General features: G+C 58.9%; 36 protein-coding genes. 34 read left to right on the forward strand and 2 right to left on the reverse strand.

From position 1 onward, the window contains the following. Positions 1–9: 9 nt before the first annotated feature. The 29 genes from fusA (at position 10) to rplQ (ending at position 18,230) form a co-directional block, all read left to right on the forward strand. Positions 10–2,109 carry an elongation factor G gene (fusA, locus tag FHT84_RS26510; RefSeq protein ID WP_112341911.1) on the forward strand — a complete coding sequence of 700 codons (2,100 nt, stop codon included), beginning with the start codon at positions 10–12 and terminating at the stop codon, positions 2,107–2,109. 66 nt (positions 2,110–2,175) lie between these two features. Next, complete coding sequence (tuf, locus tag FHT84_RS26515) at positions 2,176–3,351, forward strand: elongation factor Tu (RefSeq protein WP_075852341.1); 1,176 nt, start codon at positions 2,176–2,178, stop codon at positions 3,349–3,351. Between the two features lie 308 nt (positions 3,352–3,659). Continuing rightward, positions 3,660–3,968 carry a 30S ribosomal protein S10 gene (gene rpsJ / locus FHT84_RS26520; protein ID WP_003547547.1) on the forward strand — a complete coding sequence of 103 codons (309 nt, stop codon included), beginning with the start codon at positions 3,660–3,662 and terminating at the stop codon, positions 3,966–3,968. 39 nt (positions 3,969–4,007) lie between these two features. Beyond that, entirely contained in the window at positions 4,008–4,649 is a 642-nt protein-coding gene (gene rplC, locus FHT84_RS26525; protein ID WP_075852342.1) for a 50S ribosomal protein L3, read from the forward strand. A gap of 13 nt (positions 4,650–4,662) precedes the next feature. Further along, positions 4,663–5,283 (forward strand): 50S ribosomal protein L4, encoded by a 621-nt coding sequence (gene rplD / locus FHT84_RS26530; protein WP_112341049.1) that lies wholly within the window; start codon positions 4,663–4,665, stop codon positions 5,281–5,283. Continuing rightward, the gene (locus FHT84_RS26535) at positions 5,280–5,573 is read left to right on the forward strand and encodes a 50S ribosomal protein L23 (RefSeq protein ID WP_028753972.1); all 294 of its coding nucleotides are present in this window, start codon (positions 5,280–5,282) and stop codon (positions 5,571–5,573) included. Before rplD ends, FHT84_RS26535 begins: the two co-directional genes overlap by 4 nt. 11 nt (positions 5,574–5,584) lie before the next feature. Then, on the forward strand, positions 5,585–6,421 hold the full coding sequence (gene rplB, locus FHT84_RS26540; RefSeq protein ID WP_112341048.1) for a 50S ribosomal protein L2: 837 nt from the start codon (positions 5,585–5,587) through the stop codon (positions 6,419–6,421). Positions 6,422–6,436: 15 nt separating this feature from the next. Beyond that, on the forward strand, positions 6,437–6,715 hold the full coding sequence (gene rpsS, locus FHT84_RS26545; protein WP_037199970.1) for a 30S ribosomal protein S19: 279 nt from the start codon (positions 6,437–6,439) through the stop codon (positions 6,713–6,715). 2 nt (positions 6,716–6,717) lie between these two features. Continuing rightward, positions 6,718–7,107 carry a 50S ribosomal protein L22 gene (rplV, locus tag FHT84_RS26550; RefSeq protein WP_004118391.1) on the forward strand — a complete coding sequence of 130 codons (390 nt, stop codon included), beginning with the start codon at positions 6,718–6,720 and terminating at the stop codon, positions 7,105–7,107. Beyond that, positions 7,107–7,832 (forward strand): 30S ribosomal protein S3, encoded by a 726-nt coding sequence (rpsC, locus tag FHT84_RS26555; protein ID WP_004118393.1) that lies wholly within the window; start codon positions 7,107–7,109, stop codon positions 7,830–7,832. Before rplV ends, rpsC begins: the two co-directional genes overlap by 1 nt. A 36-nt stretch (positions 7,833–7,868) precedes the next feature. Further along, entirely contained in the window at positions 7,869–8,282 is a 414-nt protein-coding gene (gene rplP / locus FHT84_RS26560) for a 50S ribosomal protein L16 (protein WP_004118395.1), read from the forward strand. A gap of 11 nt (positions 8,283–8,293) precedes the next feature. After that, on the forward strand, positions 8,294–8,494 hold the full coding sequence (gene rpmC, locus FHT84_RS26565; RefSeq protein ID WP_004118398.1) for a 50S ribosomal protein L29: 201 nt from the start codon (positions 8,294–8,296) through the stop codon (positions 8,492–8,494). Positions 8,495–8,506: 12 nt separating this feature from the next. After that, complete coding sequence (gene rpsQ / locus FHT84_RS26570; RefSeq protein ID WP_112341047.1) at positions 8,507–8,746, forward strand: 30S ribosomal protein S17; 240 nt, start codon at positions 8,507–8,509, stop codon at positions 8,744–8,746. Positions 8,747–8,971: 225 nt separating this feature from the next. Further along, entirely contained in the window at positions 8,972–9,340 is a 369-nt protein-coding gene (gene rplN / locus FHT84_RS26575; RefSeq protein WP_003573790.1) for a 50S ribosomal protein L14, read from the forward strand. Positions 9,341–9,351: 11 nt separating this feature from the next. Next, positions 9,352–9,660, forward strand: a complete 309-nt coding sequence (gene rplX / locus FHT84_RS26580; RefSeq protein ID WP_183764957.1) for a 50S ribosomal protein L24 — start codon at positions 9,352–9,354, stop codon at positions 9,658–9,660. Further along, the gene (rplE, locus tag FHT84_RS26585; RefSeq protein ID WP_183764960.1) at positions 9,653–10,210 is read left to right on the forward strand and encodes a 50S ribosomal protein L5; all 558 of its coding nucleotides are present in this window, start codon (positions 9,653–9,655) and stop codon (positions 10,208–10,210) included. The genes rplX and rplE overlap by 8 nt, the downstream gene beginning before the upstream one ends. Positions 10,211–10,243: 33 nt before the next feature. After that, positions 10,244–10,549, forward strand: coding sequence for a 30S ribosomal protein S14 (rpsN, locus tag FHT84_RS26590; RefSeq protein WP_004118406.1), 306 nt, complete (start codon positions 10,244–10,246; stop codon positions 10,547–10,549). 12 nt (positions 10,550–10,561) lie between these two features. Continuing rightward, entirely contained in the window at positions 10,562–10,960 is a 399-nt protein-coding gene (gene rpsH, locus FHT84_RS26595) for a 30S ribosomal protein S8 (protein WP_104822788.1), read from the forward strand. A 43-nt stretch (positions 10,961–11,003) separates the two neighbouring features. Beyond that, positions 11,004–11,537, forward strand: coding sequence for a 50S ribosomal protein L6 (rplF, locus tag FHT84_RS26600; RefSeq protein ID WP_092715850.1), 534 nt, complete (start codon positions 11,004–11,006; stop codon positions 11,535–11,537). Positions 11,538–11,549: 12 nt separating this feature from the next. Beyond that, complete coding sequence (rplR, locus tag FHT84_RS26605; RefSeq protein ID WP_004118412.1) at positions 11,550–11,912, forward strand: 50S ribosomal protein L18; 363 nt, start codon at positions 11,550–11,552, stop codon at positions 11,910–11,912. Between the two features lie 128 nt (positions 11,913–12,040). Next, on the forward strand, positions 12,041–12,610 hold the full coding sequence (rpsE, locus tag FHT84_RS26610; RefSeq protein ID WP_004118414.1) for a 30S ribosomal protein S5: 570 nt from the start codon (positions 12,041–12,043) through the stop codon (positions 12,608–12,610). Positions 12,611–12,623: 13 nt separating this feature from the next. Continuing rightward, complete coding sequence (gene rpmD, locus FHT84_RS26615) at positions 12,624–12,839, forward strand: 50S ribosomal protein L30 (protein WP_113249849.1); 216 nt, start codon at positions 12,624–12,626, stop codon at positions 12,837–12,839. Positions 12,840–12,856: 17 nt separating this feature from the next. Next, entirely contained in the window at positions 12,857–13,327 is a 471-nt protein-coding gene (gene rplO / locus FHT84_RS26620) for a 50S ribosomal protein L15 (RefSeq protein ID WP_113249850.1), read from the forward strand. A 224-nt stretch (positions 13,328–13,551) separates the two neighbouring features. Continuing rightward, positions 13,552–14,892: a preprotein translocase subunit SecY gene (secY, locus tag FHT84_RS26625; RefSeq protein ID WP_112341042.1), complete on the forward strand. Its 1,341-nt coding sequence runs from the start codon at positions 13,552–13,554 to the stop codon at positions 14,890–14,892. After that, positions 14,889–15,539 carry an adenylate kinase gene (locus tag FHT84_RS26630; protein ID WP_183764963.1) on the forward strand — a complete coding sequence of 217 codons (651 nt, stop codon included), beginning with the start codon at positions 14,889–14,891 and terminating at the stop codon, positions 15,537–15,539. The genes secY and FHT84_RS26630 overlap by 4 nt, the downstream gene beginning before the upstream one ends. Positions 15,540–15,756: 217 nt before the next feature. Beyond that, complete coding sequence (gene rpsM / locus FHT84_RS26635; RefSeq protein WP_004118424.1) at positions 15,757–16,125, forward strand: 30S ribosomal protein S13; 369 nt, start codon at positions 15,757–15,759, stop codon at positions 16,123–16,125. A 131-nt stretch (positions 16,126–16,256) separates the two neighbouring features. Then, positions 16,257–16,646, forward strand: coding sequence for a 30S ribosomal protein S11 (rpsK, locus tag FHT84_RS26640; protein WP_004118426.1), 390 nt, complete (start codon positions 16,257–16,259; stop codon positions 16,644–16,646). A 103-nt stretch (positions 16,647–16,749) separates the two neighbouring features. Continuing rightward, positions 16,750–17,760, forward strand: coding sequence for a DNA-directed RNA polymerase subunit alpha (locus tag FHT84_RS26645; protein ID WP_037152076.1), 1,011 nt, complete (start codon positions 16,750–16,752; stop codon positions 17,758–17,760). 47 nt (positions 17,761–17,807) lie between these two features. Continuing rightward, positions 17,808–18,230, forward strand: a complete 423-nt coding sequence (gene rplQ, locus FHT84_RS26650) for a 50S ribosomal protein L17 (protein WP_015339614.1) — start codon at positions 17,808–17,810, stop codon at positions 18,228–18,230. Between the two features lie 94 nt (positions 18,231–18,324). Here rplQ and FHT84_RS26655 read toward each other — a convergent pair whose 3' ends face one another. Further along, positions 18,325–19,194, reverse strand: a complete 870-nt coding sequence (locus tag FHT84_RS26655) for a DUF817 domain-containing protein (protein ID WP_183764966.1) — start codon at positions 19,192–19,194, stop codon at positions 18,325–18,327. Between the two features lie 177 nt (positions 19,195–19,371). On the opposite strand from FHT84_RS26655, the gene FHT84_RS26660 reads away from it, so the two are divergent. From FHT84_RS26660 to FHT84_RS26680, 5 genes are all read left to right on the forward strand, one after another. Further along, the gene (locus FHT84_RS26660) at positions 19,372–19,788 is read left to right on the forward strand and encodes a DUF2809 domain-containing protein (protein ID WP_183764969.1); all 417 of its coding nucleotides are present in this window, start codon (positions 19,372–19,374) and stop codon (positions 19,786–19,788) included. Between the two features lie 190 nt (positions 19,789–19,978). After that, positions 19,979–20,449, forward strand: a complete 471-nt coding sequence (locus tag FHT84_RS26665) for a MarR family transcriptional regulator (RefSeq protein WP_183764972.1) — start codon at positions 19,979–19,981, stop codon at positions 20,447–20,449. Further along, positions 20,446–22,518 (forward strand): FUSC family protein, encoded by a 2,073-nt coding sequence (locus FHT84_RS26670; protein ID WP_183764974.1) that lies wholly within the window; start codon positions 20,446–20,448, stop codon positions 22,516–22,518. Before FHT84_RS26665 ends, FHT84_RS26670 begins: the two co-directional genes overlap by 4 nt. Positions 22,519–22,522: 4 nt before the next feature. Beyond that, positions 22,523–22,732 carry a DUF1656 domain-containing protein gene (locus tag FHT84_RS26675; protein WP_015339618.1) on the forward strand — a complete coding sequence of 70 codons (210 nt, stop codon included), beginning with the start codon at positions 22,523–22,525 and terminating at the stop codon, positions 22,730–22,732. Further along, entirely contained in the window at positions 22,729–23,619 is an 891-nt protein-coding gene (locus FHT84_RS26680) for an HlyD family secretion protein (RefSeq protein WP_183764977.1), read from the forward strand. The genes FHT84_RS26675 and FHT84_RS26680 overlap by 4 nt, the downstream gene beginning before the upstream one ends. Positions 23,620–23,972: 353 nt before the next feature. Here the strand turns inward: FHT84_RS26680 and FHT84_RS26685 are convergent, their stop codons facing one another. Then, entirely contained in the window at positions 23,973–25,097 is a 1,125-nt protein-coding gene (locus FHT84_RS26685) for an IS110 family transposase (RefSeq protein ID WP_112339943.1), read from the reverse strand. Positions 25,098–25,287 lie beyond the last annotated feature (190 nt).

The raw sequence follows: 25,287 nt of genomic DNA on the forward strand, positions 1-25,287 counted from the left end.
CAGTCCACAATGGCTCGCGCATATAAAATCGAAGACTACCGTAATTTCGGTATCATGGCGCATATCGACGCCGGCAAGACCACGACCACCGAGCGTATTCTTTACTACACCGGTAAGTCGCACAAGATCGGCGAAGTTCATGATGGCGCTGCCACGATGGACTGGATGGAGCAGGAGCAGGAGCGTGGCATCACGATCACCTCTGCTGCGACCACGACCTTCTGGAAGGGCCGTGACGGCAAGACCCGCCGCTTCAACATCATCGACACCCCCGGCCACGTCGACTTCACCATCGAAGTCGAGCGTTCGTTGCGCGTTCTCGACGGCGCCATCGCGCTTCTCGACGCCAACGCAGGTGTCGAGCCGCAGACGGAAACCGTCTGGCGTCAGGCTGAGAAGTATCATGTTCCGCGCATGATCTTCTGTAACAAGATGGACAAGACCGGCGCTGACTTCTACCGCTCGGTCGAGATGATCAAGACCCGTCTCGGCGCGACCGCAGTTGTCATGCAGCTGCCGATCGGTGCTGAAAGCGACTTCAAGGGCGTTATCGACCTGGTCGAAATGAACGCTCTCGTATGGCGCGACGAGTCGCTCGGTGCTCAGTGGGACGTCGTCGAAATCCCGGAAGACCTGAAGGCCAAGGCTGAAGAATATCGCGAAAAGCTGATCGAGACCGTTGTCGAGATCGACGAAGCCGCGATGGAAGCATACCTCGAAGGCAACCTGCCCGATAACGACAAGATCCGCGAACTCGTTCGTCGCGGCACGATCGACGTCAAGTTCCATCCGATGTTCTGCGGCACCGCCTTCAAGAACAAGGGTGTACAGCCGCTGCTCGACGCCGTTGTCGACTACCTGCCGTCGCCGCTCGACATTCCGGCAATCAAGGGCATCGATGCCAAGACGGAAGCCGAAATCGAGCGTCACGCTGACGACAACGAGCCGCTCTCGATGCTCGCGTTCAAGATCATGAACGACCCGTTCGTCGGTTCGCTCACCTTCGCTCGTATCTACTCCGGTAAGCTGGAGAAGGGCGTTTCGGTCATGAACACGGTCAAGGACAAGCGCGAGCGCGTCGGCCGCATGCTGCAGATGCACTCCAACTCCCGTGAAGACATCGAAGAAGCCTATGCAGGCGACATCGTTGCTCTTGCCGGCCTCAAGGAAACCACCACGGGTGACACGCTTTGCGACCCGCTGAAGCCGGTTATCCTCGAGCGCATGGAGTTCCCGGAGCCGGTTATTCAGATCGCGATCGAGCCGAAGTCCAAGGGCGACCAGGAAAAGATGGGCCTCGCGCTCAACCGCCTGGCTGCAGAAGACCCGTCCTTCCGCGTCAAGACGGACCAGGAATCCGGCCAGACCATCATCGCCGGCATGGGCGAACTGCACCTCGACATCATCGTCGACCGCATGCGTCGTGAGTTCAAGGTTGAAGCAAACGTAGGCGCCCCGCAGGTTGCCTACCGCGAAACCATCACGCGCCTGACGGAAAAGGACTATACGCACAAGAAGCAGACCGGTGGTACCGGTCAGTTCGCACGCGTCAAGCTCGTATTCGAGCCGAACCCGGACGGCGAAGACTTCAAGTTCGAATCCAAGATCGTCGGCGGTGCTGTTCCGAAGGAATACATCCCGGGCGTTCAGAAGGGTATCGAAAGCGTTCTGTCTTCCGGTCCGCTGGCTGGCTTCCCGATGCTCGGCGTCAAGGCGACGCTCATCGACGGTGCCTTCCACGACGTTGACTCGTCGGTTCTCGCCTTCGAAATCGCCGCTCGCGCTTGCTTCCGTGAAGCAGCTCGCGAAGCTGGCGCTCAGCTCCTCGAGCCGATGATGAAGGTCGAAGTCGTAACGCCGGAAGACTACGTCGGTGACGTTATCGGTGACCTGAACTCTCGCCGTGGCCAGATCCAGGGCCAGGAGAGCCGCGGTATTGCCGTCGTCATCAGCGCGAATGTCCCGCTGGCGAACATGTTCAAGTACGTCGATAACCTGCGCTCGATGTCTCAGGGCCGTGCTCAGTACACGATGACCTTCGATCATTACGCGCCGGTTCCGTCGAACGTCGCACAGGAAATCCAGGCAAAGTATTCCGGTCAGAAGTGACCGGAATACCAATTGACCGATAACAAGAATTGATCCCCCAGGGGACAGGAAAACGGAGAGCCGAAAATGGCAAAGAGTAAGTTTGAGCGCAATAAGCCGCACGTTAACATCGGGACGATCGGTCACGTTGACCACGGCAAGACGTCGTTGACGGCAGCGATCACGAAGTACTTCGGCGAGTTCAAGGCGTATGACCAAATCGACGCTGCTCCGGAAGAGAAGGCTCGTGGCATCACGATCTCGACGGCTCACGTTGAATACGAGACGCCGAACCGCCACTATGCGCACGTCGACTGCCCCGGCCACGCCGACTACGTCAAGAACATGATCACCGGTGCCGCCCAGATGGACGGCGCGATCCTGGTTTGCTCTGCCGCTGACGGCCCGATGCCGCAGACGCGCGAGCACATCCTGCTCGCCCGCCAGGTTGGCGTTCCGGCGATCGTCGTGTTCCTGAACAAGGTCGACCAGGTTGACGACGCCGAGCTTCTCGAGCTGGTCGAGCTCGAAGTTCGCGAACTTCTGTCGTCCTACGACTTCCCGGGCGACGACATCCCGGTGGTCAAGGGTTCGGCGCTTGCTGCTCTTGAAGATTCGGACAAGAAGATCGGCGAAGACGCGATCCGCGAGCTGATGGCTCAGGTTGACGCCTACATCCCGACGCCTGAGCGTCCGATCGACCAGCCGTTCCTGATGCCGATCGAAGACGTGTTCTCGATCTCCGGCCGTGGTACGGTTGTGACGGGCCGCGTCGAGCGTGGTATCGTCAAGGTTGGTGAAGAAGTCGAAATCGTCGGCATTCGTCCGACGTCGAAGACGACGGTGACCGGCGTTGAAATGTTCCGCAAGCTGCTCGACCAGGGCCAGGCCGGCGACAACATCGGCGCGCTGATCCGCGGTGTGAACCGTGACGGCGTCGAGCGTGGCCAGATCCTGTGCAAGCCGGGTTCCGTCAAGCCGCACAAGAAGTTCATGGCAGAAGCCTACATCCTGACGAAGGAAGAAGGCGGCCGTCATACGCCGTTCTTCACGAACTACCGTCCGCAGTTCTACTTCCGTACGACTGACGTGACCGGCATCGTGACGCTTCCGGAAGGCACGGAAATGGTTATGCCTGGCGACAACGTCACGGTTGCCGTCGAGCTGATCGTTCCGATCGCGATGGAAGAAAAGCTCCGCTTCGCGATCCGCGAAGGCGGCCGTACCGTCGGCGCAGGCATCGTTGCCTCCATCGTCGAGTAATTCGAAGACGGCCGCTCCCTCCGAGCGGCCGATTCGATGACAATATTATGATGCAGGCGGCACTAGCCGCTTGCTTATGACATAGAAATGTTGCAAATGGCGCGCGAGCGCGATTTGCGCGCTGCTTCGGATGACGAAGCGGCCAATGAAATTAACAATAAGGTGGGCCGAAAGGCCTAAAGAGTGGATGGGGATGCCGCAGCAGGCGTCCCTCTCGATCTTTGAAACCGGTGGTCCGCCTTAGGAAACAGAACAAACCGTGCCTTTTCGAAAGGCGCGCGAGATAACAAACACAAGGATAACGTCGAATGAACGGCCAAAATATCCGCATTCGCCTGAAGGCGTTCGATCACCGGATTCTCGATGCTTCCACGCGCGAGATCGTGTCGACGGCGAAGCGCACCGGTGCTAGCGTCCGGGGCCCCGTTCCGCTTCCGACCCGCATCGAGAAGTTTACGGTTAACCGGTCCCCGCACATCGACAAGAAGAGCCGCGAGCAGTTCGAGATGCGCACGCATAAGCGCCTCCTCGACATCGTTGACCCGACCCCGCAGACGGTAGACGCGCTGATGAAGCTCGATCTCGCCGCCGGTGTCGATGTTGAGATCAAGCTCTGAGACCTACGGTCCTCGAGCTGAGTGAGAAGGATTGAACCGATGCGTTCAGGTGTGATTGCACAGAAGGTGGGAATGACCCGCGTCTATAACGACGCCGGCGAGCATGTCCCGGTTACCGTATTGCGTATGGAAGGCTGCCAGGTCGTAGCCCAGCGCACAGTTGAAAAGAATGGCTACACCGCAGTTCAGCTGGGTGCCGGCCAGGCTAAAGTTAAGAACACGACGAAGGCTCTTCGCGGCCACTTCGCCGTTGCAAGCGTAGAGCCGAAGGCCAAGCTCGCAGAATTCCGTGTCACGGAAGACAATCTGCTCGCAGTCGGCACCGAGCTCAACGCAGGTCACTTCACGGCGGGTCAGCTCGTCGACGTGACCGGTACGACGATCGGTAAGGGCTTTGCCGGCGCCATCAAGCGCCACGGCTTCGGCGGTCTGCGCGCCACGCACGGTGTGTCGGTTTCGCACCGCTCGCACGGTTCGACCGGCTCGCGCCAGGATCCGGGCAAGGTGTTCAAGAACAAGAAGATGGCTGGTCACATGGGCCAGACCCGCGTTACGACGCAGAACCTCGAAGTTGTATCGACCGATGAAGATCGCGGTCTGATCCTCGTCAAGGGTGCGGTTCCTGGCTCCAAGGGCGCCTGGATTATCGTGCGCGACGCCGTCAAGTCGGCAGCGAAGTAAGGGAGCCAAACCAATGGAATTCAACGTCAAGACCCTTGAGGGCAAAGACGCCGGGAAGGTTTCCCTTTCTGATGCGATTTTCGGCCTTGAGCCGCGTGAAGACATTCTTGCTCGCGTCATTCGCTGGCAGCTTGCCAAGAAGCAGCAGGGCACGCATCAGGCAAAGGGCCGCGCGGACGTCGCGCGCACCGGTGCCAAGATGTACAAGCAGAAGGGTACGGGCCGCGCTCGTCACCATTCGGCTCGCGCTCCGCAGTTCCGCGGCGGTGGTAAAGCTCACGGCCCGGTCGCCCGCAGCCACGAGCACGATCTGCCGAAGAAGGTTCGCGCCCTCGGCCTGCGTCACGCTCTCTCGGCCAAGTTCAAGGCCGAGGACGTGATCGTCATCGACAATCTCGTCGCAACCGAAGCCAAGACCAAGGCACTCGCTGGCGCTTTCGAGACGCTCGGCCTGACGAACGCTCTGTTCATCGGCGGTGCTGAGCTCGACAGCAACTTCAAGCTCGCAGCCAAGAACATCCCGAACATCGATGTTCTGCCGGTTCAGGGCATCAACGTTTACGACATCCTGCGCCGCGGCAAGCTCGTGCTGTCCAAGGCTGCAGTTGAAGCGCTAGAGGAGCGATTCAAGTGACGGATCTTCGCCATTACGATGTGATCGTTTCTCCTGCGATCACCGAAAAGTCCACGCTGGTTTCGGATAATAACCAGGTTGTTTTCAACGTTGCCAAGACCGCGACGAAGCCTGAGATCAAGGCTGCCGTCGAGGCGCTGTTCGGCGTCAAGGTCACGGCCGTCAACACTCTGCTGCGCAAGGGCAAGACCAAGCGGTTCAAAGGTCTCGTCGGCAAGCAGAAGGACGTGAAGAAGGCTGTTGTGACGCTCGCCGAAGGCCAGTCGATCGACGTCTCCACCGGTCTCTGAGGAATAAGAAAATGGCATTGAAAACATTCAATCCGACGACCCCGAGCCAGCGTCAGCTGGTCATCGTCGACCGCTCCTCGCTCTACAAGGGCAAGCCGGTCAAGGCGCTGACGGAAGGCCTGACCTCCAAGGGCGGCCGCAACAACACCGGCCGCATCACCGTTCGTTTCCAGGGTGGCGGTCACAAGCGTACCTATCGCCTGGTCGACTTCAAGCGTCGCAAGTTCGATGTTGAAGGAACCGTCGAGCGCATCGAATACGATCCGAACCGTACCGCTTACATCGCTCTGGTGAAGTACACGGACGGCGAACTGGCCTATGTTCTCGCTCCGCAGCGTCTGGCTGCCGGCGACAAGGTCATCGCTTCGGAAAAGGCCGTTGACGTGAAGCCTGGCAACGCCATGCCGCTTCAGTTCATCCCGGTCGGCTCCATCATCCACAATGTGGAAATGAAGCCGGGCAAGGGTGGTCAGATCGCTCGTTCCGCCGGTTCCTACGCGCAGCTCGTCGGCCGCGACCAGGGTATGGCAATCCTTCGCCTGAACTCCGGCGAACAGCGCCTCGTGCACGGCACCTGCCTTGCTTCGATCGGTGCGGTTTCGAACCCTGATCACGGCAACATCAACGACGGTAAGGCCGGTCGTTCGCGTTGGCGTGGCAAGAAGCCGCATAACCGCGGCGTTGTCATGAACCCGGTCGACCATCCGCACGGCGGTGGTGAAGGCCGCACCTCCGGTGGTCGTCATCCGGTGACTCCGTGGGGCAAGCCGACCAAGGGTAAGCGTACGCGGTCGAACAAGTCGACCGACAAGATGATCATGCGCTCGCGCCATCAGCGCAAGAAGTAAGAGAGGAAGTCTCAAGTGGCTCGTTCAGTATGGAAAGGTCCGTTTGTTGACGGCTATCTTCTCAAGAAGGCTGAGAAGGTGCGCGAAGGCGGACGTAACGAAGTAATCAAGATGTGGAGCCGTCGCTCCACCATCATGCCGCAGTTCGTTGGTCTCACCTTCGGCGTCTACAACGGCAGCAAGCACATTCCGGTCAGCGTCAATGAAGACATGGTCGGGCACAAGTTCGGCGAGTTCGCCCCGACCCGTACCTATTATGGTCACGGTGCGGACAAGAAGGCGAAGAGGAAGTAACAATGGGCAAGGCAAAAACCGAACGCCGGCTGAAGGACAATGAGGCGCAGGCAGTTGCGCGCACGCTCCGTGTCAGCCCGCAGAAGCTCAACCTGGTCGCGGCTTCGATCCGCGGCAAGAAGGTTGACCGCGCGCTCGCAGAGCTGGAATTCTCGCGCAAGCGTATTGCTGGCGCCGTGAAGAAGACGCTCGAATCTGCGATCGCCAATGCAGAAAACAACCACGACCTCGACGTTGACTCGCTGGTCGTAGCGGAAGCTTACGTCGGCAAGTCGATCGTCATGAAGCGCTTCCACGCTCGTGGCCGTGGCCGTGCGTCTCGTATCGAGCGCCCGTTCGCGCACCTGACGATCGTCGTCCGTGAAGTTGAAGCTCAAGGGGAGGCCGCATAATGGGTCAGAAAATCAATCCGATCGGTTTTCGTCTCGGCATCAACCGTACCTGGGATAGCCGCTGGTTCGCGGACAATGCCGAGTATGGCCAGCTCCTCCACGAAGACCTGAAGATGCGCAAGTTCGTCATGAACGAACTGAAGCAGGCCGGTATCTCCAAGGTGGTCATCGAGCGTCCGCACAAGAAGTGCCGCGTCACGATCCACTCGGCTCGTCCGGGCCTGATCATCGGCAAGAAGGGCGCTGACATCGACAAGCTCCGCAAGAAGTTGTCGGACATGACGAATTCCGAAACGCACCTCAACATCGTTGAAGTACGCAAGCCGGAAATCGACGCGACGCTGGTTGCCCAGTCGATCGCGCAGCAGCTTGAGCGCCGTGTTGCTTTCCGTCGCGCCATGAAGCGCGCCGTTCAGTCCGCGATGCGTCTTGGCGCCGAAGGCATCAAGATCACCTGCGCCGGCCGTCTCGGCGGTGCTGAAATCGCTCGCACGGAATGGTACCGCGAAGGTCGCGTGCCGCTGCATACGCTGCGCGCCGACATCGACTACGGTACGGCTGAAGCAGAAACCGCTTTCGGTATCTGCGGCATCAAGGTCTGGATCTTCAAGGGCGAAATCCTTGAGCACGATCCGATGGCCTCCGAACGCCGCGCGCTCGAAGGCGACGCCCAGGGTCCGGCTAGCCGCGATCGCGATAGAGACCGTCGCCGCGACAACGCTTGATAGCGTACGTGGCAGATAAGTTCGGAGAATAAGAAAATGTTGCAGCCAAAGCGTACGAAGTACCGCAAGCAATTCAAGGGCCGCATCAAGGGCGTTGCCAAGGGTGGTTCTGATCTGGCTTTCGGTGAATTCGGCCTGAAGTCGCAGGAACCCAACCGCGTCAACGCTCGCGAGATCGAAGCGGCCCGCCGCGCGATCACCCGCTACATGAAGCGTGCCGGCCGTGTATGGATCCGCGTGTTCCCGGATGTTCCGGTAACCGCAAAGCCGACCGAAGTCCGTATGGGTAAGGGTAAGGGCTCTGTCGAATACTGGGCATGCAAGGTCAAGCCCGGCCGCATGATGTTCGAGATCGATGGTGTGAGCGAAGAAATCGCTCGTGAGGCTCTGCGCCTCGGCGCCGCCAAGCTCTCGGTCAAGACGCGCTTCGTTCAGCGCATTGCAGAGTAAGGAAGAAGCTCATGAAAGCCGCAGATGTTCGCGCCCTGAGCGCCGACCAACTCAAGGACGAGCTTGCCAAGCTGAAGAAGGAGCAGTTCAACCTGCGCTTTCAGAAGGCGACCGGCCAGCTCGAGAAGTCCTCGCGCATCAACGAAGTCCGCAAGGACATCGCTCGCATAAAAACCATTGCCCGCCAGAAGGCGGCAGAAGCAAAGGCCTAAAGGAAGAATAACATGCCGAAGCGCATTCTGCAGGGCGTCGTGGTCAGCGACAAGAACGAGAAGACGGTGGTTGTCCGTGTAGAGCGTCGTTTCGCTCACCCGCTGCTCCAGAAGACCGTCCGTCGTTCCAAGAAGTACAAGGCTCACGACGAGAACAATCAGTACAAAATCGGCGACGTCGTTTCCATCGAGGAATGCGCGCCGATCTCCAAGGACAAGACCTGGACGGTCGTTTCCGCCCAGACCAAGTAACAGAATTTCGCTCAGGCCCTTGCGCTTGGGCGAAATATCTGTATGAAGCACGAGCTTGGAAGCAGGACGCTCGAGAACGGGCGTTCTTTTGCTTTATTGATGGCCGGCAGAGGCGACCTAAATGGTCCCGAAGCCAGGCATAATCAGACAAGACACTAGTCCATAAGCCGGGGTAGGGGGTCTATTGGCCCAACCATTCCGGTAACAACAAGAAGGCGACCTGACATGATTCAGATGCAAACAAACCTCGACGTGGCGGATAATTCCGGCGCACGTCGTGTCATGTGCATCAAGGTGCTGGGCGGCTCGAAGCGCAAGTATGCCTCGATCGGCGACGTGATCGTCGTTTCGATCAAGGAAGCTATTCCGCGCGGCCGTGTGAAGAAGGGTGACGTGATGAAGGCGGTTGTCGTTCGTACCGCCAAGGACATCCGTCGTCCGGATGGCAGCGTCATCCGCTTCGATACCAACGCAGCAGTCCTCATCGACAACAAGAAAGAGCCGATCGGCACCCGTATCTTCGGACCGGTTCCGCGCGAACTTCGCGCCAAGAACCACATGAAGATCATCTCGCTGGCTCCAGAAGTACTGTAAGGAGCGGAGCGATGCAGAAGATCCGTAAAGGCGACAAGGTCGTCGTATTGACCGGTAAGGACAAGGGCCGTACCGGCGAAGTCGTTCAAGTGCTGCCGAAAGAAGACCGTGCGGTCGTTCGTGGCGTCAACGTCATCAAGCGCCATCAGCGCCAGACGCAGAACCAGGAAGCCGGCGTCATCAGCAAGGAAGCCCCGCTTCACCTGTCCAACATTGCGATCGTCGACAAGGACGGCAAGCCGACCCGCGTCGGTTTTAAGGTTGTGGATGGCAAGAAGGTCCGTGTGGCCAAGACCTCGGGAGAAGTAATCGATGGCTGAGGCAAAGTACGAGCCGCGGCTCAAGAAGGAATATGTTGCTCGCATCCGCGCAACCATGCAGGAGAAGTTCTCCTACGCTAACGAGATGCAGATCCCGAAGCTGGACAAGATCGTGATCAACATGGGTGTTGGCGAAGCGACGGCTGATTCGAAGAAGCCGACCGTTGCTGCTGCCGACCTGGCGGCCATCGCTGGCCAGAAGCCGGTCATCACCCGCGCACGCAACTCCATCGCTGGCTTCAAGGTCCGCGAAAATATGCCGATCGGCGCCAAGGTTACCCTGCGCGGCGCCCGCATGTATGAGTTCCTGGATCGTCTGGTCAACATCGCGCTTCCGCGCGTTCGCGACTTCCGCGGCCTGAACCCGAAGAGCTTTGACGGTCGTGGCAATTTTGCCATGGGCATCAAGGAGCACATTGTGTTCCCTGAGATCAACTACGACAAGGTTGATCAGATGTGGGGCATGGACATCATCGTTTGCACGACGGCGACGACCGACGACGAAGCACGAGCTCTCCTGACAGAGTTCAACTTCCCGTTCCGTCAATAACCGTAACGACGAGCGTAGAAAAGGAACCCTGATATGGCGAAGACAAGCGCAGTTGAAAAGAACAAGCGCCGCCGCAATACGGTTGCCAACCAGGCCGCGAAGCGGGCTGCTCTGAAGGCAATCATCATGAACCAGTCTCTCTCGATCGAAGACCGGTTCAAGGCCACCCTGAAGTTGGCATCGCTCCCGCGCGATGGATCGAAGACCCGTATTCGCAATCGTTGCGAAGTGTCTGGCCGTCCGCGCGCCTATTACCGCAAACTGCGCATGTCGCGTATCGCGCTGCGTGAACTCGGCAATCTCGGCAAGGTGCCGGGCATCGTCAAGTCCAGCTGGTAAGGAGCAGATTAGATGACCATGACTGATCCTTTGGGCGATATGCTCACCCGCATCCGCAATGGTGCTTCGCGCCGCAAGTCGTCGGTTTCGACGCCTGCTTCCAAGCTCCGTGCACGCGTTCTCGATGTTCTGCAGGCTGAAGGCTACATCCGTGGCTACTCCGTCGTCGATTTCGGCAACGGCAAGTCTGAGCTCAACATCGAGCTGAAGTACTACGAGGGCTCGTCGGTGATCCGTGAGATCGGCCGCGTGTCCAAGCCGGGCCGCCGAGTTTATGTCTCGGTCAAGTCCATTCCGCAGGTCGCGAACGGTCTCGGCATCACCATCCTTTCGACTCCGAAGGGTGTGATGGCCGATCACCAGGCTCGCGAACAGAATGTTGGTGGTGAGGTTCTCTGCTCGGTCTTCTAAGATCGGACAGAGATATCTCCTTCGAAACAGACAGGTTTGAAAAATGTCTCGTATCGGTAAGAAGCCCGTTCAGGTACCTGCAGGGATCACGGCCACGGTTGATGGCCAGAAAGTGACTGCCAAGGGCCCCAAGGGCGAGCTGTTTTTCGTCGCTAACGACGAAATCGGTCTCAAGCTGGAAAACAATGCAATCGTCGTGACGCCGCTCAACGACTCCAAGGATGCTCGCGCAAAGTGGGGCATGTCCCGCACGATGATCGAGAACATCTTCAAGGGCGTTAAGGACGGCTACGAGCGCAAGCTCGAAATCAACGGCGTCGGCTACCGTGCCTCCATGCAGGGCAAGAACCTGCAGCTTGCGCTCGGCTTCAGCCACGACGTGGTTTATGAGCCGCCGCAGGGTATCTCGATCGCTGTGCCGAAGCCGACGGAAATCGTCGTCACCGGCATCAATAAGCAGCAGGTCGGCCAGGTTGCCGCTGAAATCCGCGAATACCGCGGTCCCGAGCCCTACAAGGGCAAGGGTGTTAAGTATGCCGAAGAGCGGATCGTCCGCAAAGAAGGCAAGAAGAAGTAAGGATCACGCGAAATGGCTAGCAGGAAAGAAGCACTTGCGCGTCGCGCCAACCGCGTGCGCCGCCAAATCAAGTCGGTGGCCAATGGCCGTCCGCGCCTGTCGGTTCATCGCTCGTCGAAGAACATCTACGCCCAGGTCATCGATGACGTGGCTGGCAAGACCCTCGCGGCTGCCTCCACCCTCGACAAGGATCTGCGCGGTTCTCTGAAGACCGGTGCCGATACCGCAGCCGCAGCCCTCGTTGGCAAGCTCGTTGCAGAGCGCGCCTCCAAGGCCGGCGTGAAGGAAGTCGTGTTCGATCGCGGCGCTTTCATCTACCACGGCCGCATCAAAGCCCTGGCTGAAGCAGCCCGCGAAGGCGGCCTGACCTTCTGATCAAGTTTCCGGCCGGTAGCTTACAAGCGCCGGCCGGATTTCACCGGACCGCAAATCTCCGCCTGGAGGTTGATGCGGTCTTCGTTTTGTTTGCCGATTGCACCCGGAAAAGAAAAAGGAAGAGGACAATGGCACAGGAAAAGAGGGCTCCGCGGGAAGACCGTCAGAGCCGTGAAGAGCGCGATAGCGAATTCGTCGACAAGCTGGTCGCGATCAACCGCGTCGCCAAGGTTGTAAAGGGTGGCCGTCGCTTCGGCTTCGCCGCTCTCGTCGTCGTCGGCGACCAGAAGGGCCGCGTAGGCTTCGGCCATGGCAAGGCACGCGAAGTGCCGGAAGCCATCCGCAAGGCAACCGAAAGCGCCAAGCGCGACATGATCTTCGTACCGCTGCGCGACGGCCGTACGCTGCATCACGACGTCCATGGCCGTCATGGCGCAGGCAAGGTTCTGCTGCGTTCGGCCAAGGTCGGTACCGGTATCATCGCCGGCGGCCCGATGCGCGCCGTTTTCGAAACGCTCGGCGTTCATGACGTCGTTGCCAAGTCGACCGGTTCGTCGAACCCGTACAACATGGTTCGCGCCACGTTCGACGCCCTGAAGCACCAGGTTCACCCGAAGGACATCGCAGCTCAGCGCGGCATCAAGTATGCCACTCTGCAGGCTCGCCGCGCCGCTTCGGGCAATGCCTCCGAAGAATAAGGGAGTTTGACCTATGGCCAAGACGACCACCAAGAAGGCTGAAGCCAAGAAGACCATTACGGTCGAGCAGATTGGCAGCCCGATCCGCCGTCCGGATGTTCAGCAGAAGACGCTGATCGGTCTTGGACTGAACAAGATGCACCGTCGCCGCACGCTGGAAGATACTCCGGCTGTTCGTGGCATGATCCGTGCTGTCCAGCATCTCGTTCGCGTTGTCGACGAGAAGTGAGCCGGAGGTAATTCGCTATGAAACTGAATGAAATCAAGGATAACGAAGGCTCTACCCACAGCCGCAAGCGCGTAGGCCGCGGTATCGGCTCCGGCTCCGGCAAGACCGGTGGTCGTGGTGTGAAGGGTCAGAAGTCCCGTTCGGGCGTTGCGATCAACGGCTTCGAAGGCGGTCAGATGCCTATCTACCGTCGTCTGCCGAAGCGCGGCTTCAACAACATCTTCGCATCCGATTATGTTGTCGTATCGCTGGCTCGTATCCAGGCTGCCGTCGATGCCGGCAAGCTCGATGCCAAGAAGACCGTTGATGCGGCAGCCCTCAAGGCTGCAGGCGTGATTCGCCGCGTCAAGGACGGCGTTCGCGTTCTCTCGGATGGCGAACTGAAGGCGAAGCTTGCCCTTGAAGTTGCAGGCGCTTCCAAGTCTGCAGTTGAAAAGATCGAGAAGGCTGGCGGTTCCGTCAAGCTGCTCGCTTCCGCTGCAGAATAATATTATCAATAATCGCCCGGGGTGCTTCACTTCGGGCGATTTTGCTCCCATATGTGAGCCTCACGAACCTGATCGATGCGCCAGTGTCTTTCCGGTCAATAACGGGAACCGAGGGTGAGGCGCCCGATTGCTGCGCAATCCGTCCGAAGCCCGGCTTTTGAACAATTTACATACTGATTCCGGGCTCGGCCGATTATGCCGGAATTGGTGATGCGGAGATTTGCATGGCTTCTGCAGCGGAACAATTGGCGTCCAATCTCAATTTTTCGACCTTTGCCAAAGCCGAGGATCTCAAGAAGCGCTTGTGGTTTACGCTTGGCGCTCTCCTCGTTTACCGGCTCGGCACTCACATTCCGCTTCCTGGCCTCAATCCTGCCGCTTATGCCCAGGCTTTCCAGAATCAGTCGGGCGGCATTCTTGGCCTCTTCAATATGTTCTCGGGCGGCGCCGTGCAGCGCATGGCGATCTTTGCGCTCGGCATCATGCCCTATATTTCGGCCTCGATCATCGTTCAGCTGATGACCTCGGTCGTTCCCTCGCTCGAAAACCTGAAGAAGGAAGGCGAGCAGGGCCGCAAGATCATCAACCAGTACACCCGTTACGGCACGGTGCTGCTCGGCGCGTTGCAGGCCTATGGTATTGCGATCGGCCTGGAGCATGGCAACGGCGTCGTGGTGGATCCGGGCTGGTTCTTCCGCATCTCCACCGTCATTACGCTGCTCGGCGGCACGATGTTCCTGATGTGGCTTGGTGAGCAGGTGACGTCGCGTGGTATCGGCAACGGTATCTCGCTGATCATCTTTGCCGGTATCGCGGCAGGTCTTCCGACCGCGCTTGCCGGCACTCTTGAACTTGGCCGCACCGGCGCGCTTTCGACGCCGCTAATTCTCGCAGTGCTGGTCGTTGCTGTTCTGGTCATCGCGCTCATCGTTTTCGTCGAGCGCGCGCAGCGTCGCCTGCTGATCCAGTATCCGAAGCGCCAGGTCGGCACGCGCATGTTCCAGGGCGATACGTCGCACCTGCCGCTGAAGCTCAACACTTCAGGCGTCATTCCGGCGATCTTTGCGTCGTCGCTCCTCCTGCTGCCGGCAACTATCGCCGGTCTCGGCAACAACACGGCGCTTCCGACATGGGTGACGTCGATTGTCGCCGCGCTTGGCCACGGTCAGCCGGTCTACATGGTGTTCTACGGCGCCCTGATTGCCTTCTTCGCCTTCTTCTACACCGCGCTCGTCTTCAATCCGAAGGACACGGCCGACAATCTGAAGAAGCATGGTGGCTTCATTCCGGGCATCCGCCCGGGTGAGCGCACCGCCGAATATATCGATTACGTGCTGACCCGCATCACGGTCATCGGCGCGATCTATCTTGTCTTCGTCTGCATCCTGCCCGAAATTCTCGTATCCCAGACAGGTATTCCCTTGTCTCTGGGTGGCACTTCGCTTCTGATCGTGGTTAGCGTAACGCTGGATACGGTGGCGCAGATTCAGGGTCACCTGATCGCACAGCAATATGAAGGCCTGATCAAGAAATCGAAGTTGCGTGGAGGAAAGAGGGGGCGATGAGACTCATACTTTTAGGGCCGCCGGGAGCAGGTAAGGGGACCCAGGCCCAGCGCATCGTGGAAAAGCATGGCATACCGCAGCTTTCCACAGGTGATATGCTGCGCGCGGCCGTTCAGGCTGGCACGGAAGTTGGCAAGCGCGCCAAGGCTGTCATGGACGCCGGCAAGCTTGTGTCCGATGAGATCGTCAACGCCATCGTTTCCGAACGCATCGACCAGCCGGATTGCGCCAGGGGGTTCATCCTCGATGGTTTCCCGCGCACGCTCGTACAGGCCGATGCCACCGAAAAAATGCTTGATGCGAAAGGCCTCGAGCTTTCCGTGGTGATCGAGCTCAAGGTTGACGACGCAGAACTGATTCGCCGCGTCTCCGGCCGTTATTCGTGCTCGAACTGTGGCAGCGTCTATCACGACACGGACAAGCTTCCGGCAACGGCTGGCGTCTGTGACAAATGCGGCTCCACCCATTTCAAGCGCCGCCCTGACGACAATGCCGAAACCATGGCGACTCGCCTCCAGGTCTACTACAAGGAGACGTCGCCGCTGATCGGTTACTACTATGCCAAGGGCAAGTTGCAGAGCATCGACGGCATGGCCGATATCGAGCATGTGACCGAGAGCATAGAGGCTATCCTGGCTAAGCTTTAGATAGCTTAAAATAAACTTGCCGGAGCGGTTGCTTTTTTGCGCTGATTCCGCTAAACACCGCGCCAACTCGCGACATGCTATGCGATCGGCGCGGATTTCCAACGGGAAGTCCGAGCACGGTCGTTTTGACATGTGGCGGACACACATTGAACAGGCAGCTCCCGGGCTGCATAACAAGACCCTTTGCCAAGGCAAAAGGAATGCAAGGAGAACAGGCGTGGCTCGTATCGCTGGCGTCAACATCCCGACTGCAAAGCGCGTAGTTATTGCGCTTCGTTACATTCACGGGATCGGACCGAAGTTTGCACAGGAAATCTGCGAGAAGGTTGGTATTCCGGCCGAGCGTCGCGTCAATCAGTTGACGGATGCTGAAGTTCTGCAGATCCGCGAAACCATTGACCGTGACTATCAGGTCGAAGGTGATCTGCGTCGCGAAACCGCGATGAACATCAAGCGTCTTATGGACCTGGGTTCCTACCGTGGTCTGCGTCATCGTCGCGGCCTGCCGGTTCGTGGCCAGCGCACGCACACCAATGCCCGTACCCGCAAGGGTCCGGCAAAGGCGATCGCCGGTAAGAAGAAGTAATTTCCGGGCAACCGGATTTGGGAGGCTGGCGGTCCGCCGGCCTCTTTTGAGTTTGGAGCGGAGCTCTCTGGGTGCCGCTTCGGTGTAGCCGCTGGGATTACGGCGGTGCAGAGATCCAAGAAAGGACTAACATGGCCAAGGAAGCCGTCCGCGTTCGTCGTCGCGAGCGCAAGAATATCACGTCGGGCGTTGCACACGTCAACTCGACCTTCAACAACACGATGATCACCATCACCGACGCACAGGGCAATGCGATTGCCTGGTCGTCCGCCGGTGCCAAGGGCTTCAAGGGTTCGCGCAAGTCGACCCCGTTCGCTGCCCAGATCGCTGCCGAAGACTGCGCCAAGAAGGCTCAGGAACACGGCATGAAGTCGCTCGAAGTTGAAGTTTGCGGTCCGGGCTCCGGTCGTGAATCCGCTCTGCGCGCGCTCCAGGCTGCTGGTTTCATGATCACGTCCATCCGCGACGTGACCCCGATCCCGCACAATGGTTGCCGCCCGCGCAAGAAGCGCCGCGTCTGATCATCGCCACTCACGACGCCGGCCGGGGTAGATGCGCCCGGCTTGGTGTTACTCAAGCTCGGTTGCCACGATTGGATGGTGGCAACGAACGGAAGGCAAAAACATGATTCAGAAAAACTGGCAGGAACTGATCAAGCCGAACAAGGTCGAGTTCACCTCGAGCGGTCGCACGAAGGCTACGCTTGTAGCCGAGCCGCTGGAGCGTGGCTTCGGTCTTACCCTCGGCAACGCGCTGCGTCGCGTTCTGTTGTCCTCTCTGCGCGGCGCCGCTGTAACGGCCGTGCAGATCGACGGCGTGCTGCATGAGTTCTCCTCTATCCCGGGTGTCCGGGAAGACGTGACGGACATCGTGCTGAACATCAAGGAAATCGCCATCAAGATGGACGGCGATGACAGCAAGCGCATGGTCGTCCGCAAGCAGGGCCCAGGCGTCGTAACGGCTGGCGACATCCAGACGGTCGGCGATATCGAAATCCTCAATCCCGAGCATGTCATCTGCACGCTCGACGAGGGCGCCGAAATCCGCATGGAATTCACCGTCAACAACGGCAAGGGCTATGTGCCCGCCGAGCGCAATCGTGCGGAAGATGCTCCGATCGGTCTCATCCCGGTCGACAGCCTTTATTCGCCGGTCAAGAAGGTGTCCTACAAGGTTGAAAATACCCGCGAAGGACAGGTTCTCGACTACGACAAGCTGAGCATGTCGATCGAAACCGACGGTTCGATCAGCGGTGAAGATGCCGTCGCTTTCGCGGCTCGCATCCTTCAGGATCAGCTTGGCGTGTTCGTCAACTTCGACGAGCCGCAGAAGGAAACCGAAGAGGAAGCAGTTACCGAACTCGCTTTCAACCCGGCGCTCCTCAAGAAGGTGGACGAACTCGAACTGTCCGTTCGCTCGGCAAATTGCCTGAAGAACGACAACATCGTCTACATCGGCGACCTCATTCAGAAGACCGAAGCAGAAATGCTCCGCACGCCGAATTTTGGTCGCAAGTCGCTGAACGAAATCAAGGAAGTTCTCGCTTCCATGGGCCTGCACCTCGGCATGGAAGTGCCGGCATGGCCGCCCGAGAACATCGAAGATCTCGCCAAGCGTTACGAAGACCAATACTAACCAACAAACTGCAGGCGAACGATGCCTGCAAGTGAAGGAGAATAGCCATGCGCCACGGTAAAGCCGGCCGCAAGCTGAATAGAACTGCTAGCCACCGTAAGGCGATGTTCGCCAACATGGCGGCTTCGCTCATCACCCATGAGCAGATCGTCACCACGCTCCCGAAGGCGAAGGAAATTCGTCCGATCGTCGAGAAGCTGGTAACCCTCGGCAAGCGCGGCGACCTGCACGCTCGTCGTCAGGCCATCTCGCAGATCCGCGACGCTGCTGTCGTTTCGAAGCTGTTCGACGCGATCGCAACTCGTTACGCCACCCGCAACGGCGGTTACCTGCGTATCATGAAGGCCGGCTTCCGCCAGGGCGACAATGCCGCTCTCGCCGTTGTCGAATTCGTCGATCGCGACGTCAATGCCAAGGGCGCAGCCGATAAGGCTCGCGTTGCCGCTGAAGAAGAAGCCGCAGCCGCTTAAGGCTAGCTTCGGACCAAAGATAGAAGGCCGGATGAGCGATCATCCGGCCTTTTGTCGTTTTGGGATTTGGATTCGATAGTTGGAGTCCACACGGTCACTCGGGAATATGAACGTGCTTTTTGATGTGCTTCAGATTGGCAACGATAGTGAAGATCATGATCACCAGCAGGCACCAGGAACTCCACTTGCCGACGTGAACCATCGACCACGCTCCGAGTTGGTTGGGATACTTCCAGACACCGAGAAATGTGCTGATATTCTCGGCCAGCCAGATGAAAAATCCGATCAGTACGAAGGAGAGCAGCAAGGGCATTCGACGATCGCGATCATAGGGGCGAAAGATCACCGTCGAGTGTGCATAGAGTCCGAGAAGGCAGGCGGCGATATACCAGCGATAGTCGCCGATAAAATGATGCGCAAAGAAATTCGCGTAGATCACGAATGCAAGCACTCCCGCCATCCAGTAGGGCGGGTGATGCTTGATGCGGAGATCGAAAAGTCGCCAAGCCTGAATGATGTAACTGCCGACTGCCGCGTACATAAAGCCGGAGAATAAGGGGACGCCGAATAACTTCGTGTATGCCGGGTCAGGATAGGCCCATGACTGAATGCTGCCAGAAGTCTTGAAAACTTCGAGCGCAAAGCCGACGAGGTGAAACAGGCACACCGCTTTCAACTCGTCGAGTGTCTCTAGCTTTGCCCATATCATCCAAAGCTGGATAGCCAGAGCGATAATCAGCAGGAGGTCGTAGCGCGGGATATGGAACCAGCCGGCTCGCGGCACGGCAAAGACCGCCAGAAAGAAAAATCCGGCGAAAAGGCAGGCGCGAGCCTCTTTAAGGCCGAAGAATAGAAATTCGATTGCGAAGCGGGCGAGGCCGGTGAGGTTGGAATGACGCGGATCGGGATGGAGATAGTGATCGAGGAAAGATAGCTGTCCGTCCAAGGAAACAACTTTGGCCATGTGAAACGCTTCCCCACGCAGCGGCATTCTCCGTCTCACGAAGATACGAGGAGCATGGCAAAATTGCAGCTTGGCCTTGCAATATCCCAAGACATTTTCGATTGATCGGAGCGAATGAAGGTGCCGCCTTCGCTATAAACGGAAAATCTATCAGGCGATGATCCAAAGGAAGGCCGAGTGGGCATATCGACACGATACCGCAACCGAAGAGGCTTGCTGGTCCTGGCTTTCGCACTGACGATCGTCTGTGGCCTTGGACTGCGACGCTTTGGATATTCGGCCGGCTTTTCTTTCGCGGTCGTCAAATATGGCGGCTCGATCCTATGGGGAGCGATGGTCTATTGGCTCCTGGCGACAATCTTCGTGTCGCCGAGGCGTTTCAGGATTGCCGTGGCGGCGCTGTTTGTCGCCGTCGCCGTAGAACTTTTCAGGCTTTGGCACACGCCTGATCTTGACGCCTTTCGATTGACTGCCGCCGGAGCCCTGTTGCTGGGCAGGGTATTCTCGTTCTGGAACATCGTCGCCTATGCCGCCGGCATCGCGCTGGCGCTGGTACTTGATCGCGTCCTGTCCGGGACGACGCGCCCGGGTTGATGTTCTTGCCCAGTTCCTATCTCGGCGACGTCGATCATTACTGAGTGATTTATTAGCCCATCGCTCGCGTGCGATCCCGGCGGGTTACCACTGCCCCTCTCGATATTCGCATGGCTGCATTTTCCATTTTAAATGGCGCTTTGAGTCATAATAATTTGAATACTAATTAGTTTAGTGCTAATAGGTTCTCATGAACTCGTCAAATGCTCTACAACGCCTCTTCACCGCCAATCTGCTGACCACTGGCCGCCAGTGGCGCCGGGTTGTCGATCTCGCACTGAGCTCCCATGGCATATCCGAGGCGGTGGCCGCGCCGCTGCTTTGGATCAGCCGCCTGGGGGGAGGTGTGCGGCAGGTGGTGCTCGCCACCTATGTCGGCATCGAGGGCCCGTCTCTGGTTCGGCTGATCGATCAGCTCGAAAGCATGGATCTTGTCATGCGCAAGGATGATCCCACGGATCGTCGCGCGAAAGGCCTGTGGCTGACGCCGGAAGGCGAAAAGCTGGCCTCCCGCATGGAAGACGTACTTGATGAGCTGCGTTGCAGGATCCTTGCCAATGTCGACCCTGCGGATATCGAAGCTGCGGTGCGCGTCCTGAAGGCTTTCGAGGAGTTTGAGGCATCCAAGGCCGTCGAACCGGAGCCGGAGAAGGTCTCATGAGCATTCCATCCTGGCGTGAGTGGTTATTTTCCGTCAAAGCCTTCATGGCTGCGATCATGGCGCTGTTCATCGCCTTGTCGCTCGATCTGCCGCGTCCCTATTGGGCGATGGCCGCTGTTTATGTGGTCGCCAATCCTCTAGCCGGCGCGACCAGCTCCAAGGGGCTTTATCGCGCGCTCGGCACGCTTATCGGTGCCACCGCATCGGTGATCCTCATCCCGCTCTTCGTCAACGCGCCGGAACTGCTTTCGATCGTTGTCGCGCTGTGGACCGGCACCTTGCTGTTCATCTCGATGCTCGACCGCACCTCGCGCAGCTATGTCTTCATGCTGGCCGGCTATACATTGCCGCTGATCGCGCTGCCGACCGTCGGCTCGCCCGAAACCATTTTCGATGTCGCGCTTGCCCGTTCTGAAGAAATTCTCATCGGCATCGTCTGTGCGAGCGTGGTCAGCGCCGTCGTCTTTCCGAGCAGCGTCGGCACCGTTCTCGGCCAACGCATAGGTTCCTGGCTGGACGACGCCGGCACCTGGGCCGACGAGATCCTGCGCGGCGAGGGCGCTTCGCCGGCAACGCCCTTGAAGCGGCAGAAGCTTGCTGCTGACGTTTCCGGCCTGGATCTAGTCATCAGCCAGTTGCGCTATGATGCCGGCAGCCGTGACATCGTCAGGCATTCGCGCGAGCTGCGTGGCCGCCTGCTGATGCTCCTGCCGCTCTTCTCCTCCTTGGCCGATCGCCTGCACGCCTTGAAGGCCGGTGGCAAACCGCTACCGCAGGAATTGGTCGTTGTTTTGAACGAGGTGGCCGATTGGCTGGGGCAGGGTGGTCGCGGCAAGGCCGACGAGACCGCTGAGACCTTGTCGCGGAAGATCGAGGAGTTGCAGGAGAACGACCTCGATATCGGGTGGGACGACCTCGTCCGATCGAGCGCTCTCGCTCGCCTTAAGGAAATCGTCGACTTGTGGCAGGATTGCCTGACGCTGCGTGCCCAGATCGTCTCGGGGCAGCAGGTCGGCACCTGGCGCCCCGCCTTCCGCTATCGCAATGTCGTCGGTCGCAGCAGGCATTATGATTACGCCCTGCTGGCCTTCTCGGCCGGTAGCGTCATCGCCGGAATCGCCGTCGCCTGCTTCTTCTGGATCTATTCCGGCTGGGCGGATGGTGCCGGCTTCATCGCCATGGTGGCCGTTGCCTGCTCGTTTTTCGCCGCGCTCGATCGTCCCGCGCCCTTCATCACCACCATGTTCATCTGGACTGCGGTGAGCCTGGTCATCGCCTGCGTCTATATCTTCGGCGTCTTGCCGTTGATTTCCGGCTTCGAGATGCTGGTGCTGGTCTTTGCGCCGCCCTTCCTGGTGATGGGGCTGCTGATCACCCGCCCGCAAACCAACATGCTCGGCATGCTGCTGGCGGTAAACGGCGCAAGTTTCATCGCGCTGCAGGATCGTTACACCGCCGATTTCGCCAGCTTCATCAACAGTGCGATCGCCGCTCTGGCGGGTGTTGGCTTTGCCTTGGTCTGGACTTTGCTTACCCGCCCATTCGGTTCCGAACTTGCCGCCTGGCGGCTGGTGCGGGCCGGCTGGAGAGATCTCGCTGAAACTGCCGCCGGCATCCGCCGCGCCGATCATGAACGCCTCTCAGGCCGCATCCTCGATCGCCTGGGCCAGCTCGTTCCCCGCCTTGCACGCATCGAGGACCGCGAACTGAAAAAGGTCGACGGTTATGCCGATGTCCGTCTCGGCTTCAACGTGTTGATGCTGCAGAAGGAGCGTGCCAAGCTGAAACCGGCTGCCGCTGCATCCGTCAGCGAAGTCCTGATCGGCGTATCGGATTTCTATCGTTCGCGGCTGAAGGCAAAACGGGCCGTGGATCCGGCCGATGAACTGCGTGTGTCGATCGATCATAGCCTTGAAGCCGTCGCACAGGAAAAGCGAGATTCCGCTCGGGCGAGCCTTGATGCGCTCGTCGGTCTTCGCCGGGCGCTCTTCCCCCATGCCGAGCCGCCGGTGAGCTGGCGACCGCCCGTGGCGGACATAACCCAACCTCATCCCATTGCCGCCGAGTAATATCATGCCCGCAGAATTCGATCTTTATGGCGTCTATATCCCGCGCCTTCTCGTTCTCATGCTTCTGACGCTGTTTGTCGTCATCATCCTTCGACGCCTGCTCGCATGGATCGGAGTCTACACCCTGGTCTGGCATCGCGGTCTTTTCGATCTTGCGCTTTACGTCTTGCTGCTCGGCGCCGTCTCCTCAGTCTCCCGTTGGTACTTTACATGAACGCGTTAAAACTCATCGGCCGCGTGGCCGTCACACTCATCTTCGTTGTTGCCGCCGTCTATGTCGGCCGCCAGCTCTGGGGCCACTACATGGACGAGCCGTGGACGCGCGATGCGCGCCTGAGGGCCGATGTCGTCGGCATCGCGCCTGACGTCTCGGGTCTCGTGAACGAGGTCCTTGTCAAGGACAACCAGACCGTCAAGAAGGGCGATATCCTCTTCCGCGTCGATCGCGATCGTTTCGCCATCGCTCTCGAACAGGCGGATGCAGCCCTTGCAAGCAGCAAGGCGGCTCTCGAGCAGGCTCAGCGCGAAAGCGCGCGTCAGGCGCGCCTTGGCGATGCCGCCTCCCTGCAGCAGAAGGAGCAGGCGCTGACCACAGTGCAGCAGGATGAAGCTGCCGTTCGCCAGGCGACTGCCAATCGCGAACTCGCCCAACTCAATCTCGACCGCTCCGAAGTTCGCGCCACCGTCAACGGCACGATCTCGAACCTCAGCCTGCGTCCGGGCGACTATGTTTCCGCCGGCACCGCCAAGGTGGCGCTGATCGATAGCGATTCTCTGCGCGTCGAAGGTTATTTCGAAGAAACCAAGCTGCCACGCATACATATCGGCGACGAGGTTCATATCCATCTGATGGGCCAGACCGAGAAGCTGACCGGCCATGTCGAAAGCATCGCCTATGGCATCGAGGACCGCGAACGGACCTCAGGCAGCCTGCTTGCCAACATCACGCCGACCTTCAGCTGGGTGCGTCTGGCACAGCGCGTACCCGTGCGTATCGCCCTCGACAAGGTTCCCGAAGGCACGAAGCTGATCGCCGGCCTGACGGCGACGGTCGAGGTGCAAGAGCAGGGCCAAGCGAAAATCGCCAGCGCTGCCGAATAACTCTAGGTCACATACCCATAAAATAGTTTTGGATTTGAAGAATTTGTGATTCTCATGTCCGTTTTCAAGGATTGGGGTATAGGTTTTCGTTTCGCTTTTCAGCGCCGAAAGAAACGGGCTGGTTATTGCAGGACGCGGCGGCATTGAGACGACGGTTGATCAGACTCTGATGCGCGGGTTGGATACCGCAGGACCGTGGTTCGTCTCGGGCCTTCCTCTGTCTCACATGGCGCGTGTTGCCGTTTCAGGCTCGCAGAATCACAACGAGGGTTACCCTGACCGGCCGCCACGCCCAGCAATAAACAGCGTGATGGAATTGAACTTGTTTTCTCCTTTCCCTTGATGCCTTTTCGTCAAGCTGCCTTTGTTGGGGTAATGGGAACTGTCGTCGCAATCGCCCAGGCGAAGGCAGCGAGCTCGCGCGCGATGGCGACGATGACGATGTTTGTGGGGCGGCCACTAGCCTGCATGCGCCGATATCGTTGGCATAGCCGCACCTGCGCCTTCCAGGCGATCGCCCTGATCGCTTCAGGCAGCCCCTCCGTTCGTTTCAGGATTTCCTGGCTTACACGCGCAGGCAATCTATAGGTCCATGCGCCTTCGACCAGCATGCGCCGCGCACGGGTGTTGCCGGCCTTCGTGATTGAACCCCGCGACACGCTGGCCCCGGTCGAGCGCTCTTTGGGAACCAGACCCAGCCATGCCATGAACTGCCGGGGATTGTTGAAGCGTCTGAAGTCGCCGATCTCCGATACCAGTGTCACCGCCGAGATCTGTGCGACACCGCGCAGGGCCTGGATCGCTTCGACGACAGGGTTAAGCGACCAGTCCGGCAAGAGCGCCACCATCTGCCGGGTCAACCGCTCACGCCGTTCCTCGATTTGCTCGATGGCACGAATATATTCTTCCATAGCGATCTGCTGCGCACGGTGATCAAAGCGCTGTGTCGCCAGCCAGTTTCGATGAGCTCTTGTCCAATGAGAGCGGCCTTCGAAGACCCGCCCGTGCCGGAGCAGGAACGATAAAAGATGCTGGCGCGCGCGCCGTAGATCCGAGACCGTCACTTCCCTTGCCCGGCAGAGATCGCGCATGGCCTCATGTGTCTCGTCGGGAACCCAGATGGACGACAGTTCACCAGCGCGCAACAACGCGGCAAGCGCGACAGCATCGCGGCGATCCGTCTTGATCTGAAGCCCCGGACGGGTCGGAACCAGCGATGGCGCGACGACAAGGCATTCATGGCCAAGATCGCGAAGTTGACGATACAATCCATAACCTGTCGGGCCGGCCTCATAGCAAAGGCACAGGCGTCCGTGACGTCCAGCAAGCTTGTCGACAAATTTGCGCACCGCATCAGCACGGTTGGCAATTTCGCCGTAATAGCGAACCTCACCTTTGCGGCCCGCTTCCGCCAGACCGATCGCGATTTTTTCCTTGCTCACATCCAAACCAACGTAAACTGCGATATCATCGACCACGGCTCGTCTCCTATGTTTGAGGCTCTGGCGCTGCAGCTAACCCTCGTTCTGAACATAATGCGAGACGAGCCACCCTGCCGGCTAAGGACATGGGGTCTCATTGTCTCTGAGGCTTGGAGGCAGTGATGGCGCGCTTTGATTTGACGGATTTCGAATGGTCTGTGATCGAACCTCTTCTGCCGACCAAGGT

Source organism: Rhizobium sp. BK289 (assembly GCF_014193575.1).
GTDB classification, from domain to species: domain Bacteria; phylum Pseudomonadota; class Alphaproteobacteria; order Rhizobiales; family Rhizobiaceae; genus Rhizobium; species Rhizobium tropici_C.